We start from the raw sequence: 17,531 nt of genomic DNA, 5'->3' as shown, positions 1-17,531 counted from the left end.
AGTGTTGAAAAAAGATTGACAAGCAGAAGCCGGCATATATGAAGGGCAACATCCGCGGATGTAGGAAAAATGCGGGGGAAGGCGATCGCGTGCCGGGGTTTCGTTACGGGGCCGGTGCGGGACTGCAGCGCCCCGGCGACAAGAGCGCGGTGGGGAGAGTCGAGATGAACGATCATTCTATATCATTGACAGCAGGGCGCCGTCCGATTGCGCTCGGCGCCTGCGCGCTTGCCATCACCTGGGCCCTGGCCGCTGGCGGCGCGGCCGCGGCCCAGGAGGTCGCGCCGTCCGACGACGCCGACCGCACGATCGTCGTGACCGCGCAGAAGCGCGAGCAGGCGCTGAACGATGTTCCGCTGTCGGTGACGGCCTTTGGGGCGGAACAACTCGCCAGCCGTGGAATCGACAGCACCGTCGATCTTGCGAACAGCGTCCCGGGCTTCACCTATACCGAATCGCGCATCGGAACGCCGATCTACACATTGCGCGGGGTCGGCTTCAACGACATCGCGCTCGGCGGACGGCCGACGGTCAGCGTCTATCAGGACGAGGCGCCGATCCCCTTCACGGTCGAGACGCGCGGCGGCTTCCTTGATCTCGAGCGCGTCGAGGTTCTGGCAGGGCCGCAGGGGACGCTGTTCGGCCAGAATGCGACCGGCGGTGCGATCAACCTGATCGCGGCCAAGCCCACTGACGTTTTCAAGGGATCGCTGACCGCCGGATATGGCCGATTCAACGAAGTGACGCTCGGCGGCTTCGTCAGCGGCCCGATCTCGGACACGCTGAAATTCCGCCTGGCGGTGAAATCGGAACAGGCCGACGGTTGGCAGTACAGCACCACGACCGGCGACACCAACGGCAAGAAGAATCTGATCAGCGGACGCTTCCTGCTCGAATGGACGCCCGCCGAAGCGCTGAGGGTCAATCTCAATCTCAATGGTTTTCTGGACCGGTCGGATAACCAGTCGCCGCAATATCTTCTTGCCCGGCCGAGCGATCCGACGGCGGCGGCCAGTATCCCCGGCCTTGCGACGCTCGTGGTGCCGCCGCGAAACAATCGCGCGACCGATTTCAATCCCGGCGATTATGCGCGCGACAATGATTTCCTTCAGGCGAATCTGCGGATCGACTACGATCTCAACGACCAGCTGACGCTGACGTCGCTGTCGTCCTACAGCAAATATAACCAGAACCAGCTTCAGGACCTCGATGGAACGCCGCTGATCGGGCTCACCCAGCGCACGATGGGAGACATCGAATCCTTTGCGCAGGAATTGCGGATCGCCGGCGATCTGACCGACCAGCTCTATGTCGTTATCGGCGCCAACTATGCCGACGACAAGACGCGCGAGCGCGTGAGCGGTGATCTCAGCGAAAGCACCCAGGCCTACGCCTTCGTCGGCCTTGGCCTGCCGCCCTTCTACTCGTTCGGGCTCCGCCACGATCAGGACATCACGACCTATGCGCTTTTCGGTAATGCGGAATTCAAGCTCACCGACGCGCTGACCCTGCAGGCGGGGGTGCGCTACACCAATTCGAACAACCGCTTCGTCGGCTGCACGCGCGACATCGACGGCGTCACGAACCAGGTCTTCTCGGGCTTCCATGATTTCGTCCGCACTGTCGTTCTCGGCCTGCCCGCGCTGGCACCGATTCCGGCGGGCGGCTGTATCACCGCGGATGCGTTGCAGGTTCCGCAACTCGTCACGAGCCGGCTGAAGGAAGACAATGTGTCGTGGCGTTTTGGCGCCGATTACGAAATCGCCGACGACGTCAAAGTCTATGCCAACGTCAGCCGTGGCTACAAGGCGGGGGGGTATCCGTCGCTCGCCGCGACCTCGACCGCGCAATATGATCCGACGCTGCAGGAATCGCTGACCGCCTATGAAGCCGGGCTGAAAGCGGCCTTCTCGCGGGATTTCCAGCTCAACGCGGCGATCTATCATTATGATTATCGCGACAAGCAGCTGCTGGGCATCGTGGCCGACCCCTCCTTCGGGCGTCTGCTGCGGCTGCTTAATGTGCCCAAGTCGCGGATCAACGGTGCCGAACTGCAACTCGCCTGGTCGCCGGTCCGCGGGCTCGATATCACGGGCAACGCATCCTATGTCGACTCGAAGATCACGGCGCCATTCGTCGCCGAAGACCCCAACGGCGTCACAGCCGACTTCAACGGCCAGGCCTTTCCCAATTCGCCGAAATGGCAGCTTTCGGGGGATGTGAATTACGAGGTGCCTGTTTCAGACAGGCTGAACGCGATCTTCGGTGCGAGCGCCAGCTATCGTTCTACCACCAATTCGGAGCTCGGCCGGCTGCCCGAGTTGGTCGTCGAGGATTATGCGCTGGTCAATCTGCGCGTGGGCCTTGCCGATAGCGACAAGAAATGGCGCCTGATGGCGTGGATGAACAATGTCGGGGACAAATATTACTACACCTCGGCGACGCGCAGCATCGACGTGTTCAACCGCATGATGGGGGCGCCACGGACCTTTGGTCTGACCTTCACCTATAATTTCCAGCCCTGACTCTCCTCTCGGTGGCGCCGGTTCCTTGCTGCCGGCGCCGCTTCCTCCTCAGGATATTTTCTTTGACTGCTTCCGCCCCTGAATTTTCATTCGACCTCTCCGGACAGACGGCCTTGGTGACCGGAGCGTCGTCTGGCCTCGGCTGGCGTTTCGCCAGGATATTGGCCGCATGCGGCGCCAAGGTGGCGATTGCGGCGCGGCGCGCCCAGCGGCTCGACCAGTTGACTGCCGAAATCCGCGCGGAGGGGGGTGTCGCCGAACCGTTCGCGCTTGATGTCGCGGCGGTCGGCGGCATCGCCGCGGTGGTCGACGAGATCGAGCGGCGGCTTGGTCCGGTTTCGATCCTCGTCAACAATGCGGGTGTTCCCGACGCCCAGCACGCGACCGCGCTGACGCTTGAAAAGATCGATCAGGTGATCGACACCAACATGCGCGGCGCCTTCATTCTGTCAACCGAGGTTGCTCGGCGACTGATCGCGGCGAAGACTCCGGGCCGGATCGTCAACATCGCGTCGATGGCCGCATTCGAATATTCGGGCGGCGCCGCAGCGCTCTATTCGGTGACGAAAAGTGCGCTCGTTCGCATGACCGAGACGCTTGCAGTCGAGTGGGCGAAATTCGGCATCAACGTGAACGGCATCGCGCCCGGTGTTTTCGCTTCCGAAATGACCGACGGAATGTTCGCGCGGATGAGCGACCAGATGGTGTCGGCCTTTCCGCGCAAACGCATCGGGCGCCCCGAACAGCTTGATGGCGCGCTGATGTTTCTCGTTTCCCCGTCCTCCGACTTCGTCACCGGCACGATCATCAAGGTCGACGACGGGCAGGGCTCGCGCTGAGGAGATTATCGTTGACCGACCAGATCATCCGGACCGACGCTGCGGGATGCGCCATGCTGACGCTCAACCGGCCCGAAAAGCTCAACGCGCTGACCGTCGCGATGTTCAGGGAACTGCGGCGACACATCGATGATATCGCGGGCGACACCAGCATCGGGGTCGTCGTGCTGCGCGGTGCCGGCCGTTGCTTTTCGGCCGGCCACGACCTCGCCGATATCGAGCAGGGAGAGGAGCCGCCGACACCCAACTTCCAGTCGGAGACGATCGAGCGTCTCGCCAACCTGCCGCAACCAGTGATCACGGCTGTTCACGGCTATTGTTATACCGGCGGTCTTGAGCTTGCGCTGGCAGGCGACCTGATCGTCGCGTCGGCCAACGCTCGCTTCGCCGATACCCATGCTAAATGGGCGCTGACCCCTGTGTGGGGTCTGACGCAGCGACTGCCGCGCCGGGTCGGCCTGACCAAGGCAAAGGAAATGATGTTCACCTGCCGCACCTATTCGGGCGAAGAGGCGGCCGCGATCGGCCTCGCCAACGAGCATGTCGCCGACGACTGCTTTGACGATCGGCTGGGAGAGATCGTCGCCGAAATTCTCGACCACTCGTGGTTCAGCCATCGTGCGAACAAGCGGTTGCTGCTCGAAACCGACGGCCTGCCGATCGGAGCCGGAATCGCGCACGAGAGTTTTCGCACCGAAGGCGGTGGCCCCGACGCCTATGAACGGCTCGCGCGTTTTACGCGGCGCGAAACATGAGCGGTTTCTTCGGCTTTGAGTTTTCCGAAGAACAGGATCTATTGCGCGAAAGCCTGCGGCGCTTTCTCGCTGATGCCTGCCCGTCTTCGCTGGTGCGTGAAACACTGGAAGGCCGGCAGGCTTTCGGTGCTGCGCTATGGTCCGGGCTCGCGCAAATGGGATGCATAGGCGCGGCAATTCCAGAGCAATATGGCGGATCTGGACTCGGTCCCGTCGAAATTTGCGTCATTGCCGAAGAACTCGGACGCGTGCTTGCTCCGATCCCGTCGCTATCGACCATCTACCTCTTCGCCGAGATAGTGAAAGCTGTGGGGAATGACGAGCAGAAGGCGCTGTTGCTGCCGGACATCGCGCGTGGGCAGGCGATCGGTACGCTGGCGGCCATCGAGATGGACCCCAAGGGCCGGAAGGTGCCGACGGCCAGCGAGGTCCGCGCCGGGAAACTATACGGCAGAAAACATCTCGTTCCCGATGGCATGATCGCCGACCATGCTATTGTCGTGGCGCGGGAAGGTGAGCGCGATGAATCGCTTTTCCTCGTTGATTTGCATCAGGATGGCGTCGTCCGGCGAGCGTTATCGACGATCGATCCGACGCGCGGTCACGCGCGGATCGAGTTCGATGGCGCTGCGACATCGCCTATCGGCGCTGCAGGGAATGGCTCCGCGATCATAAGTGAAGCCATGGCGCGCGCCGCCGTGTTCGTCTCCTTCGAGCAGATCGGCGGCGGCGAACAGGCGCTCGTCTCAGCCTGCGATTACGCCCGGCAACGCTTCGCGTTCGGGCGACCGATCGGGTCGTTCCAGGCAGTCAAGATATTGCTCGCCGACATGCATGTGTCGCTTGCGATAGCGCGGGCTAACGCGTTGCGCGCGATCTGGGCACTTGCAGATATGGCGGGTGAGGCAGAATGGGCCGCGGCCAGAGCCCATCTGAGCGCCTCGGCAGCTTTCGGCCACGTCGCCGCCGACACGATACAGGTCCACGGCGGGACGGGGTTCATGTGGGATAGCGATCCGCATCTTTTCTATCGCCGGGCAGAGGCGCTGGGGCAGTCGCTGGGCGGTGCGCGGCGCTGGGAAAGAATTCTGATCGAAGGCCGCCGGTCGGGGGCTGGCGGCAGCGAGGCGGTCAGCGTCAATGAAGGAAATGCCGCCGAGAGCGAATTTCGTGCCTCTGCACGTGCATGGGTTGCAGCCAATGCGCCCTGGCATTTGCGCGAGGCGATTGAACGCTCGCCGGTCGGCGCGCTCGACCTCGGACCCGATGCGTTGGCGGCGCAGAAGGCGTGGCAGCAGCGGAAACACGATGCCGGTTGGGCCTGTCTCGGCTGGCCTACCACTTATGGCGGACGCGGCGCGACGCCGATGGAGCGGATCATCTGGCATCAGGAGGAAGGCTGTTTCGCTCGTCTGTCGAACCTCTTCCACAACGGACAGGGCATGTGCGCCCCGACGCTCATGGACTTCGCGAGCGACGAGCAGAAGGCTGAACTCCTGCCCAGAATATCGTCGGGTCAGGATGTGTGGTGCCAGCTGTTTTCCGAACCGGCGGCAGGTTCCGACCTTGCGGGACTCCGCACCCGCGCCGACCGCGATGGTGACGGGTGGATGATAAACGGCCAGAAGATATGGACGAGCGGTGGTCAATATGCCGACTGGGGCTTGCTGATTGCCCGGTCTGATTTCGATGTCGCCAAGCATAAGGGATTGACTGCCTTTTTCATAGACATGCGCGCGCCGGGTGTGGAGGTGCGGCCAATCCGCCAGATGAACGATCACAGCGGTTTTGCCGAGGTCTTCTTTCACGATCTGCGCATTCCCGACACACAGCGGCTCGGCGGCATCGGCGATGGATGGAACGTCGCGCTGACGACGCTCTCGCACGAGCGGTTGGCGATCGGACTCGAAATGCCGACGGGCTTCGACGATCTTCTCGACTACTGTGGAGCACTGGAACTCGAAACTGGATCGGCGGTCGCGGATAGACATGTCATATCCCGGCTGGCGAGGTTCGAATGTCAGGCGGCGGGGCTGGAGAATTTCATGCTCGGCTCTCTCGCGCGCTTTGCGAAGGGGGAGCTGCCTGGCCCCGAAAACTCGATCATCAAGTTGGTCGCGGGCAAGATGATGCAGGACATTGCAGGGTTCGCGATCGAGCTTCAGGGCGAAGCGGGGATATTGACCGGAACAGACGAATGCGCGTTCGGTGGCCGGTTTCAGGGCATGTTGCTCCGTGCGCCCGCCACTCGGATCGAGGGAGGGTCCGATCAGATCCTGCGCAATATTCTTGCCGAACATGTGCTGGGAATGCCGCCGGACATGCGCGCCGACAAGAACCTCCCCTTCAGCGCGATTCCCGCACAGTCGCCATCGCGATAGCGAACGGGATCATACCGTCCATTACCGTCCTCGCAGGAGCGCCGGTACGCATTTCATGGAGTAAATCATGACTGAAATCGAGCTTGAAGCCGAACTCAACGACTTGCGGATGTCGAAGGAGGCGCAGCCGCTCTTCGAAGCGGTGAAACGCCATATCGCCGAAAATGTTGACCCGATCACCGAAGAATTTTTCCGGCTGGGCGAAGGGCGTGCCGATCGCTGGAGCTGGGCACCGGGGCAACTCGAACTACTCGACGGGGCGAAGGCGAAAGCAAAGGCGGCGGGCCTGTGGAATTTCTTTCTGCCGCACGGCGACACGGGCACGCCGCTCAGCAATCTGGACTACGCCTATATTGCCGCCGAACTCGGCAAGTCGTTGCTCGCATCGGAATCGCTCAATTGCTCCGCACCCGACACCGGCAATATGGAGGTTCTCGAAATGGTCGGCACGCCCGAACAGAAGGAACGCTGGCTGAAGCCGCTCCTGAACGGGGAAATTCGCTCGGCCTATGCGATGACCGAACCCCACGTCGCTTCGTCGGATGCCGGAAATATCGAAACCAGCGCCGTGCTCGATGGTGACGACTGGGTCATCAACGGCGAGAAATATTTCATCAGCAGTGCAGGCGATCCGCGCTGCAAGCTGTTGATCGTGATGGTGCGCACCAATCCGGAGGCAAGCGGGAAGCGGCGTCATTCGCAGATTCTCGTCCCGATGGATACGCCGGGTGTGCAAATCCTTGGCCCGATGCATGTCTTTGGAGAAGATCATGCGCCGTTCGGCCATATGCACATGCGCTTCGACAATGTCCGGGTTCCGAAGGACAACATCCTGCTCGGTGAAGGACGCGGGATGGATATTTCGCAGATGCGCCTCGGCCCGGGCCGCATCCACCACTGTATGCGCACGATCGGCAAGGCCGAGGTTGCGCTCGACCTGATGGTGAAGCGGGGTAATTCGCGCAGCGCGTTCGGACATCCGCTGTCCCAACTCGGCAAGAATCTGGAAGTCATCGCACGGGCGCGCTGCGACATCGAGGCGCTTCGCCTGATCGTGCTCAAGGCCGCGAAGGCAATGGATCTGCTCGGCAACCGTGAGGCGCGCGTCTGGGTGAGCATGGCGAAGGCGATGATTCCCGAGCGCGTCTGCCAGATCATCGATCAGGCGATCCAGATCCATGGTGCGACCGGCATCTCGCAATGGACCCCGCTTGCAGGGCTCTACACCGACGTGCGCCATCTGCGCTTCGCCGACGGCCCCGACGAGGTGCATTACATGGTCATCGGCCGGGCCGAATTGGCGCGACATCAGGATTGAAGCGGAAACGCATCTTGTCGGGCCCACGGCGGCACGAGCACAGCATAAAAAGGAGAAGGAAGATGAAGGCTCTCTTGTCGACCGCGACCGGCGGCCCGGAAACGCTGACCCTAGGCGAGCTGCCGCGCCCCACCGCGGGCAAGGGCCAGATCGTGATCGATGTGAAAGCCTGCGCGGTGAACTTCCCCGACGTGCTGATCATCGAGGATAAATATCAGTTCCGCCCCGAGCGCCCGTTCGCGCCGGGCGGCGAGGTCGCGGGACTGGTCGCCGAGGTCGGCGAGGGCGTGACCGGGTTCAAGGCCGGCGACCGGGTGATCGCGGGCTGCGGCAACGGCGGCATGGCCGAGGCGGTCGCGGTCGGTGTCCACAATGTCTATCACCTGCCCGAGGGGCATGATTTCGCCGAGGGTGCCTCGCTGCTCATGACCTATGGCACCAGCATCCACGCGCTCGTCGATCGCGGGCATATCGCCGAGGGCGACACGTTGCTCGTGCTCGGCGCGTCGGGCGGGGTCGGGATCGCCGCGGTCGAGCTCGGCAAGGCGTTCGGCGCGCGCGTCGTGGCCGGGGTGTCGAGCGAGGAAAAGGCCGCGATCGCGCGCGAGGCCGGCGCCGACGAAGTCGTCGTCTATGGCCGCCAGCCGTTCGACAAGGACCAGTCGAAGGCGCTTGCGAACCGGTTCAAGGAAGCGGTTGGCCCGAACGGCGCCAACGTCATCTACGATGCGGTGGGCGGCGACTATGCCGAGCCGGCGCTGCGTTCGATCGCGTGGGAGGGGCGCTATCTGGTGGTCGGCTTCCCCGCGGGCATTCCGCGGCTGCCGCTCAACCTGACGCTGCTCAAGAGCTGTGACGTTGCGGGCGTGTTCTGGGGGGCGTTCGTGATGCGCGAGCCCGAGCGCAACCGCGCCAACATCGCGCGGCTGTTCCAGCTTTGGGAACAGGGCAAGATCAAGCCGCGCGTCACCGGCACCTATGCTCTCGCCAACGGCGGTCAGGCCATCGCCAAGCTCGGCGACCGCAGCGCCGTCGGCAAACTCGTCGTCACACCCTGATGTCGGGGAATGAAGGGACGGCGGCTGTCCAGGATATTCAGGACCTGGAGATCACGAGACTTGAGGCCTGGCTCGCTGACAATATCCCCGGTTTTGTGGGACCCCTGACCTATACGAAATTTGCGATTGGGCAGTCCAATCCGACATACAGGATCGCTGCCCGGAGTGGATGCTACGTCCTTCGCCGAAAGCCTTTTGGGAAATTGCTGCCGTCGGCGCATGCCATCGAACGGGAATATACGCTTTTGGCCGCGTTGCATCCCACGGGCTATCCCGTCGCCAAACCCTTTGCGCTTTGCGAAGATGAGTCGGTTGTGGGCTCGGTCTTCTATGTGATGGAGATGGTCGACGGAGCGACCTTCTGGGATGGGGCGTTGCCCGGCTGCGACATCGAACAGCGCACGGCGATTTATTTCGAGATCGTCGATCGCCTCGCCGAACTTCATGACATCGACTACGAGCGTTCGGGGCTGGCTGGTTTCGGCAAGGCCGGGAATTATCTGGAGCGACAGGTTCAGCTCTGGACAAGGCAGTATCGCCTTTCACAGACTGAGGATTTGCCGGATGTGGAAAAGCTGATCGACTGGCTGCCACGCACGATGCCGAGGCAGCAACGAACCACGATCGTGCATGGCGACTATCGCATCGACAATCTTATGTTTTCGCATGACGGCAGACGTATTGAGGCCGTTCTCGATTGGGAGTTGTCAACGATCGGCGACCCGCTGGCCGATCTGAGCTATTTCCTGATCAACTGGGTCACACCAGTTGACGGTCATGCGGGCCTAGCTGGCATCAGTGGTCCCGGAACGGGCATTCCGACCCTCGAACAGATGGTGGCCCGATACGGACAAATGGTCGGCGCGCAGCGCGATATGGCCGACCTCAACTGGTACTTCGCCTTCTGCCGTTTTCGCCAACTCGGAATTACCCAGGGCATCAGGCGGCGGTTCCTCGATGGGAACGCATCCGGCGCAACGGCCGACGTCACGGGATCACGTGTTCCGCTGATTGCCGAAAGCGCTTGGGCTTTCGCTCAAAAGACGGTCGTTCAAAGCTAGGTGGTTCAGAGACGTCGACTTCACCCGCAACCTCGTCATGCGGGCGGAGAGGGGGCGTGGCGCAAAAAAAACGGGAGGAGTATCGAAATGATTAGGACCGCCATTACCGATATGTTCGGAATCGAAGCCCCGATTGTCATGGGCGGCATGACGGGCGTGGGATACGCCCCGCTGGTGGCGGCCGTGGCGAACGCAGGCGGGCTTGGCTTCATTACCGCGCATCATTCGCGAACGGCCGATGATCTCGCCGACGAAATCGGACGATGCCGGGCGATTACTGACCGGCCGTTCGGCGTAAACCTGACGCTGTTGCCGTCGTTCGATCCAATCCCTTACGACGAATATTGCCGCGCTATCGTGGATTGCGATGTGAGGATTGTCGAGACCGCAGGCCGTAGTCCGGCAGATTACCTCCCCTTCCTCAAGGCCAATGGCGTCAAGGTCATCCACAAATGCACGAGCGTTCGTCACGCGGTCACAGCGGAAAAGCTGGGAGTGGACGTTGTCTCGATTGACGGTTTCGAATGTGCCGGACACCCCGGCGAGGATGACGTTGGCCTGATCGTCCTCCTTCCGGCGACGGTCGACGCTGTGCGCGTGCCGGTGATCGCGTCGGGGGGAATGGCGGATGGCCGCGGCCTGGCGGCTGCCCTCGCGTTGGGGGCTGAAGGGGTGAATATGGGGACCCGCTTCATGGCGACGAAAGAATCGGGAATCCACGAGAACATCAAGCGGCATATCGTGTCCAGCACTGAGAGGGATACGATGTTGATCAACCGGACCTTGCACAACACGTCACGTGTCGCGCGCAATGCGGTCTCGCAGAAGGTCGTCGAGATTCAGCGGAACCGTGACCTGGGCATCGATGCCGTTCGAGACCTTGTCTCCGGCGCCCGCGCCCGCGCGGAGGTCATTGCCGGGGGGAATGTCGATGGCGGCGCTTGGGCGGTTGGGCAGAGCCAGGGACTAATTCAGGATATCCCCGACTGTAACAGCCTCGTCGATACAATCGTGTCGCAAGCCAGCAAAATCATGACCTCCGCCGCCGACCGCATCATACGCACGGCGGCGTAGGGTCAGCATGACTATATGGGAACAGCAATTAAAGGAATGAGAAATGGCATCACTTCCATCCGAAAAGATGAAGGAACTGATTGGCGGTCGGATTGGTACCTCCGAATGGATTCTGATCGATCAGGCCATGATCGACAAGTTCGCCGATGCGACCGGCGATCACCAATTCATCCATGTCGATCCTGAAAGATCGAAATCGACTCCGTTCGGCGGCACCATCGCCCACGGTTTTCTGACCCTTTCGCTCTATCCCGACATGATCGAAAAATCGGATTGTCCGCGCCCCGAAGGTGTGAAGATGGGCGTCAACTATGGTTGTAACAAGCTTCGTTTCTTGACGCCCGTCCGTTCAGGTAAACGCGTGCGCGGCCATTTCAAGCTGCTCGAGCTCGAAGAAAAACGGCCGGGTCAGTGGCAACAGACTCTCGAATTTTCGGTTGAAATCGAGGGAGAGGCAAAACCCGCCCTGATGGCTGAATGGTTGAGCCAATATTTCTTGTAACGTAATCGAGGCATCGGTGACTTGAGTTGTTGCGGGGCCTCACTGGCTGGGCTTTCCCATGCATCATCGTGTCTGGACCATCTTTACGCGCCGTAGGCTCGCACGAAGAAAATGATCGTCGTGAAGCCGGTGAGCAGCAGCGTCCACACGCGCACGGCGCGATGTGAAAGTCGCTTGCCGATCAGCGCACCGAACCAGCCGCCGGCGATCGAGCCCAGCAGCATCGGCACGCACGCCCACCACCACACCATCGCAAAGCCGATGAATATAAACGCCGCGGCGAGGTTGGCGACCGCCAGCATCGTGGTACGGATCGCGAACAGTTCGCGCGGGCGGATATTCGCGAGCAGGCCGTAAAGCGCGGTGGTGATCAGGCCGACACCACCGCCAAAATAGCCCCCGTAAATGCCGAGCAGCACCTGCGCTGCCAGCAGCGTCGGCCGGCCGATGGTAACCCGCGCGTGCAGCCAGTCGGCGGCGCGCTTGCCGAACGCCATCACAGCGAAAGCAAAAAGCAGCAGCCAGGGGATGAGAATGTCGAACGTCTCGGTCGGCGTCAGGACGAGAAGCAGGCTTCCGACCAACCCGAAGACGAAGGTCAGCGCCGCGAGCGGGCGAACCGATATGCCGGCGACCGGCCCGAGTTCATTCCGATACGCCCAGGCGCTCGTTCCGGCACCGGGGAGCAGGGCGACATTCGATGTGGCATTGGCGATATTCGCCGGCAATCCAAGCGCGATCAGCGCGGGCAGCGTGGCGAACGTTCCGCCGCCGGCGAGCGCGTTCATCGCGCCGCCAAGCATCCCGGCGCCCGCGGCGACGAATATCGTCGATAGATCGATCATTGTGCGACTCCGGCCCTCGGGCCGCGACAGGCCGGTTGTTTGGCGCCTTTTGTCGCGATGCCCGTTTCAGTCAAGAGCCGACTGCGCTCATCCGCTGGTTAGGTTAGCGATTACACCGACGCACCCGCGAGCATCGGCATGATTTCGTCGCCATGCTCTCCCAAGGTCGGTGCCGGGCGTGATATGGACAGGCGGGGGCCATCGATGCGGATGACCGGCGCAGTACTCCAGTGGCTGCCGACGTAGCGGCGCTCGATCCGGGTCCAGGCTCCCGTTTGGCTGAGATGCCTTTCAACGGGAAGATTTTCGGCTCTGTTGACCGGCGCGGCCGGAACGCCCGAAGCCTGGAGCGCCTCGGCTGCCTCGGCCGCCGTCATCGATGCCACCGATGCATGGAGCGCGGACTCGATCGCGTCGCCGTGGAGATTGCGATCCGCGATGCTTGTCCACTCCGTGGCCCATTCCGGTTTGCCCAGCCAGCGGGTGAGAGCGGCCCATTGCGTGCTGTCCCGAACGACGGTCGCCACATAGCCGTCGCTCGCGGCGGCGACGCAGCGCGGCGCATGGTGCGTCGAACGACTGCCGAGCCGCTGCGGGGGGCCTTCGGTCTGCGCGCGAATGATGGCGTCGGCGCCGAGCTGGAACAAGCATTCGACCTGTCCGAGGTCGCACCATGTACCGCCAAGCGCTGCCCTTCCGTGAAGGCCGGCAAGCGCGGCGATGGCACCATAGATGCCGGCGACGGGATCTCCGAGCGCGGTATGCTGCAGGACAGGGGGCCAGGTGGCTTCGCCGTTGACATGGGGCATGCCAGAGGCGTGCTCGACGGTAGAACCGTAAGCGCGAAAGAAGCTCCAGGGGCCGGAGGCACCGAAGGCACCCATCGATACCATGACGAGACCCGGACGGAGTCCGAGCAGGTGGTCGGGGTCGAGACCGAGCTTTTTCATTACCCCGGGTGCATAATTTTCGATCACGATGTCCGACCGGCGCACCAGCGTCTCGGCAAGCGTACGTCCGCGTTCGTCAGTAAGATCGAGGCACACACCCCGCTTGTTGCGATTCATGATGAGAAAAGCGGGCATCACTTCATATTTTGGCGGGTCGGACACTCCCGGCGGTTCCCACCCACGCCACCAGTCATAATGGGTCTCGGACTCCACCTTGATGATATCCGCACCGAGATCGGCAAGCAGCCGCGTGCACATCGGTCCCGCCCAGCCCATCGAGAAATCGGCAACGCACACGCCGTCGAGCGACGCGGCGGGCGGGCTTTCCGGGGGCTGTTCGGCGAAAGCCTTCCCATCGTGGTGAATGCGGAACGGCAATAGCGGTGCGATGACGCCTTCGGCATCCGGCAGCGGAGCGAAGCTTTCGCGCTCGCGCCAGTGGGGCGTTGCCAGAAGCTCGCGATGGTTCGGCACCGGAGCGAGCGGGACGCGGCGGCGCTGGCCCTCCATCAACCAGTGATCGGTGGTTTCGCCGGACAGAATTGCGGCGAATGCGGCGTCGAGGGCTTCGGCGTTTTCGACGCGCGCGAGCGACGTCGCGAAGCGGGGATCGGTCGCCCAGTCGGGGTGGCCGACCATATCGGCCAGCGCCGCCCATTGAGCGGGCGTGAGCGCGGTGACCCCGATCCAGCCGTCGCGCGTCGGATAGACGGTGGTCGGATGGTTCGTCGCAAAGCGATTGATCCCGGTGCGGCCGGGCGAAGCGGACCCTGCTTCGGCAAGGGGCGGCGAGGGTTCGGTGAAGCACATGGCGGCTTCGAAAATATTGACGTCGACGCGCCTCGTAGCGCGACCTCGCTTGCGCGACCAGAGCGCGGCGAGCGACCCCACGACGAGCGTGGCGCCGGCGGTGATTTGCGGCGCAAAGCCCTGCGGAAGCATCGGCGGTCCGTCGGCGGCGCCAAAGGATGCGGCGATGCCGATCAGTGCCTGAATCAGGGCATCGTCGCCCTGCCAGTCGCGATAGGGTCCGTCGTGACCGAACCAGGTGATGCCGAGGCGGAGCGCGTCGAAACCCTGTTCGGCGAGGAACGTGTCGACCGCTTCGACAGCCGCCGGCGACTGGCCAACAAGAACCGCGCGATGTGAAGGCGGGGTCTCCGCCAGCCGGCCGAGCCCTTCGTCGAAGGTGTCGATGAACGACTTGTCCTGGTCGAGCCAGAGGTCGACGGCATCGGTATCGCGGGGGAACGAATTGCGGACGCGCCACACACGGGCGCCCAGGACGGACAGGATCCGGCCGCAGTAACGCGCGGCGACGTCGTCCGACATTTCGAGGACCGCAATTCCGTCAAGCGGCCGAGCTTCGGCGCGAGTGTGCAATTCCATCGAGTGGCCTCTCCGTCGATCGACTCCAAACCCGCGTCCGAAGACCAGAGGGGTGGGTCGCGATAAATGATAACTCGTTACCAATGAGAGGCAAGAGCCATATGCGTTGGTGGGTGCGATGCGCCGGTTGGGGCGACGAGAATCGCGCTGGGAGGGTGGGATCGGGAAAAAATAACACAGTATAACAATATCTTGTTTCTTTACGGCGCGCGCTACCGAAAGTCTGTTGACACTGGCTCCGGTTCGACGATAACCATTGGTATCGCGTTACCAAGGCAATTTGCGGACATCCAAGGCCGCTGGGTTCCTTGGGGCGCGAAAAAACATAATCAGTGGCGACCCGCGATCGTGGGCGCTGGGACAGGAAGAGGATAGGGCATGTTGAAGAGGCTCTTGTTGTCGTCCGCGGTGCTGCCGCTGACGCTGTTTCACGTCGCCCATGCTGCGGCCCAGGAAGCTGCTCCGCCTGAACCCGCCGATGAGGGGGCGAGCCATCCGGGCTTCACCGACATCATCGTCACCGCGCGGCGCGTGGAAGAGAATCTGCAGCGCGTCCCGACCTCGGTCACCGCGGTAAGCGGCGACATGTTGCGCACGGAAAGCGTGATCGCGGTCAAGGATCTGCCGAAGCTTGCGCCTTCGCTCAGCGTCGTTTCCTATTTCAACGACATGAACGCCCGCTTCTCGGTGCGCGGCCTGTCGGCCGGCGTCACCACCTATTTTGCCGAGGCTCCATGTTGTGGCGGCATTGCCAGCGCGCCCTTTCTCGATATCGCATCGGTTCAGGTGCTGAACGGCCCGCAGGGCACGTTGTTCGGGCGATCGAGCGCGGCCGGTGCCGTCCTGATCACCCCGCAAAAGCCTGAATTCAACAAGTGGGGCGGGTTGGTCGACATGACCGTGGGCACCTATGGCCGGGTTCAGTTCACGGGCGTGGTGAACATTCCTGTGATCGACGATCGTCTCGCGATCCGCCTGGCCGCAAACGCCAATCGCGTTGATGGCTACACCAAGCAGTTCGGCACGAGCAAGCGCCTCGATGATGTCAACAACCAGCAGTACCGCCTTGGCGTGGCGTTCAAGTCCGGGGCGTTTGAGAACACGCTTTTCGCTTCCTATGAAAACATCGACCAGTCGGCGACCGGTTCGGTGCTGGCAGGGTACAAGCCGACCCATGCCAATCTGACTCCCGCTTTTCTCGCCATACTCGAGGCGGAGACAGCGCGTTTGGAGCAGGGCGGGAAAAAGGCGGCACGCATCACCGCCCCCACCTATGACGGGCAGGCGCAGTTGACCCAGATGAAGCATGCCAGCGTCGTCAACAACACGCTGATCGAGGCGATCGATACCGGTTCGACACGCATCAACATCAAGAACATCTTCTCGTTCGACTCCTTCACCTCGAACAGCGCCGGTTCCTATGACGGCGTCGGGGGTATCCTGCAGGAAGGGGCTTTCGCTTCCGCGAACTACAGCAATTTCGGTTCAAACAACCAGGTGGGGACAAGGCTGACGGCCAAGCTGGGTCCCGCGCTTCACACCTACACCAATGAGCTTCAACTCCAGGCCGAGCTATGGGACGGTCTGTTGAAGGCCAATGTGGGGGGCTTTTACCAGCACCAGCGGGCGCCCGAGAACATGGAAGGCACCACGAACGTATACAAGCTCTACGGCAATCCGAATGGCTATTTGAATGCGGTAGGCTTCGTCAAGCGGTCGGTGGCGAAGGAAAAGGCAGTTTTCGGACAGGCCACCCTTGATCTGTCACATGCCGGTATCGAAGGCCTCAGCATCACCGGTGGTTATCGCTACAGCTGGTCCGATTCCGCGCTGACGACGGTCGCGCCGGTCCGCAATGCGGTCACGGGCAGTTTCGAGCCGGGGACGACCGAGACGAATTCGGCCACGAAGAGCAAGGGCTATAACTATACGCTGTCCATCCAGCAGCAGTTCACGCCCGACATCATGGCCTATGCCTCGGCAACGCGGGCCTATGTTCCGGGCGGCGTGAATGCGATCAGTCCGCCTCCCGGCGCCAATCTTCCGGGCTATAAGCCCGTCTATGATGCTGCGACGGTGAACACGCAGGAAATCGGCCTCAAGACCCAATTCTATCTTGGCGATGTGGCGGTGCGATTGAATACCGCCGCTTACAACACCGATTACAAGAATATCGCCCAGACATTGCTCGGCCTCGTCGATGGCGTATCCTATCGCTACCTCGCCAATATCGCCGCAATCCAGCTGCGCGGTGTCGAAGTGGCAGGCACAGTGGTGTTCGACCCGAGCTTCAGCGTCAACTTCGGCTATTCCTATAATCATGCGAAATACAAGACGTGGACGGGCGTCGACCCGTATAATACGGCACGCCCCGGCGACGCGGTTTGCGTCCCCGAATCGCCCGATGGCGTCTGTTTCCTCGATCTCAGCAACAACCCGTTGCCCTATATGCCGAAACATTCGGGCAATGTGACGTTCCAGTACACCGCGCCGCTCGGTGCGGACGTCGGCGAACTCGGGCTGTCGGCGTCGATCTTCGCGCAGAGCCGCGTATATTATGTCGCGGCGGCGGCGCGTGACCTTCAGCTCTACCCGGGTGGGCTCGATGCCATTTCGCAGGCCTCTTATGGCACGGTCAATCTGCGGGCAGAACTTCGCGACGTGGGCGGATCGGGTTGGAACAGCGCGGTCTTCGTGAACAACCTCACCGACAAGCTCTATGCCACGGGCAAGGTCGCGCAGCTTCACACGCTCGGCTTCGCCGCGGCAAACTATGCCCCGCCGCGCATGTTCGGACTCCAGGTCTGGAAGAAATTCTAGGACGCTAGCACTAG

General features: G+C 62.2%; 12 protein-coding genes. 10 read left to right on the top strand and 2 right to left on the bottom strand.

Annotated elements, in window-relative coordinates:
• Positions 1–164 precede the first annotated feature (164 nt).
• The 9 genes from NP825_RS13025 (at position 165) to NP825_RS12985 (ending at position 11,513) form a co-directional block, all read left to right on the top strand.
• Positions 165–2,525: a TonB-dependent receptor gene (locus NP825_RS13025; RefSeq protein WP_257544103.1), complete on the top strand. Its 2,361-nt coding sequence runs from the start codon at positions 165–167 to the stop codon at positions 2,523–2,525.
• Between the two features lie 62 nt (positions 2,526–2,587).
• On the top strand, positions 2,588–3,364 hold the full coding sequence (locus NP825_RS13020; RefSeq protein ID WP_184095178.1) for an SDR family oxidoreductase: 777 nt from the start codon (positions 2,588–2,590) through the stop codon (positions 3,362–3,364).
• An 11-nt stretch (positions 3,365–3,375) separates the two neighbouring features.
• A complete protein-coding gene (locus NP825_RS13015) occupies positions 3,376–4,119 on the top strand; it encodes an enoyl-CoA hydratase/isomerase family protein (protein WP_257544098.1) in 744 nt (247 codons plus the stop codon).
• Positions 4,116–6,500: an acyl-CoA dehydrogenase gene (locus NP825_RS13010; RefSeq protein ID WP_257544096.1), complete on the top strand. Its 2,385-nt coding sequence runs from the start codon at positions 4,116–4,118 to the stop codon at positions 6,498–6,500. The genes NP825_RS13015 and NP825_RS13010 overlap by 4 nt, the downstream gene beginning before the upstream one ends.
• 67 nt (positions 6,501–6,567) lie before the next feature.
• On the top strand, positions 6,568–7,818 hold the full coding sequence (locus tag NP825_RS13005) for an acyl-CoA dehydrogenase family protein (protein WP_257544093.1): 1,251 nt from the start codon (positions 6,568–6,570) through the stop codon (positions 7,816–7,818).
• Between the two features lie 62 nt (positions 7,819–7,880).
• A complete protein-coding gene (locus tag NP825_RS13000; RefSeq protein WP_257544091.1) occupies positions 7,881–8,876 on the top strand; it encodes an NADPH:quinone oxidoreductase family protein in 996 nt (331 codons plus the stop codon).
• Positions 8,876–9,937, top strand: coding sequence for a phosphotransferase family protein (locus tag NP825_RS12995; protein ID WP_184095170.1), 1,062 nt, complete (start codon positions 8,876–8,878; stop codon positions 9,935–9,937). Before NP825_RS13000 ends, NP825_RS12995 begins: the two co-directional genes overlap by 1 nt.
• Before the next feature lie 87 nt (positions 9,938–10,024).
• The gene (locus NP825_RS12990) at positions 10,025–11,011 is read left to right on the top strand and encodes a nitronate monooxygenase family protein (RefSeq protein WP_306996832.1); all 987 of its coding nucleotides are present in this window, start codon (positions 10,025–10,027) and stop codon (positions 11,009–11,011) included.
• A 67-nt stretch (positions 11,012–11,078) separates the two neighbouring features.
• Positions 11,079–11,513, top strand: a complete 435-nt coding sequence (locus NP825_RS12985) for a MaoC family dehydratase (protein ID WP_257544083.1) — start codon at positions 11,079–11,081, stop codon at positions 11,511–11,513.
• Between the two features lie 83 nt (positions 11,514–11,596).
• Here the strand turns inward: NP825_RS12985 and NP825_RS12980 are convergent, their stop codons facing one another.
• Positions 11,597–12,358, bottom strand: coding sequence for a sulfite exporter TauE/SafE family protein (locus tag NP825_RS12980; protein WP_257544081.1), 762 nt, complete (start codon positions 12,356–12,358; stop codon positions 11,597–11,599).
• Positions 12,359–12,468: 110 nt separating this feature from the next.
• Positions 12,469–14,697, bottom strand: coding sequence for a CoA transferase (locus NP825_RS12975; RefSeq protein WP_257544079.1), 2,229 nt, complete (start codon positions 14,695–14,697; stop codon positions 12,469–12,471).
• Between the two features lie 378 nt (positions 14,698–15,075).
• Here NP825_RS12975 and NP825_RS12970 point away from each other — a divergent pair, with 378 nt between their 5' ends.
• Positions 15,076–17,517 (top strand): TonB-dependent receptor, encoded by a 2,442-nt coding sequence (locus NP825_RS12970; RefSeq protein WP_257544077.1) that lies wholly within the window; start codon positions 15,076–15,078, stop codon positions 17,515–17,517.
• The last annotated feature ends 14 nt before the right edge of the window (positions 17,518–17,531 follow it).

Source organism: Sphingopyxis sp. DBS4 (assembly GCF_024628865.1).
GTDB lineage: Bacteria > Pseudomonadota > Alphaproteobacteria > Sphingomonadales > Sphingomonadaceae > Sphingopyxis.
Note: the sequence above shows the minus strand (reverse complement) of the source record. Positions and strands in the feature narration are given on the sequence as shown.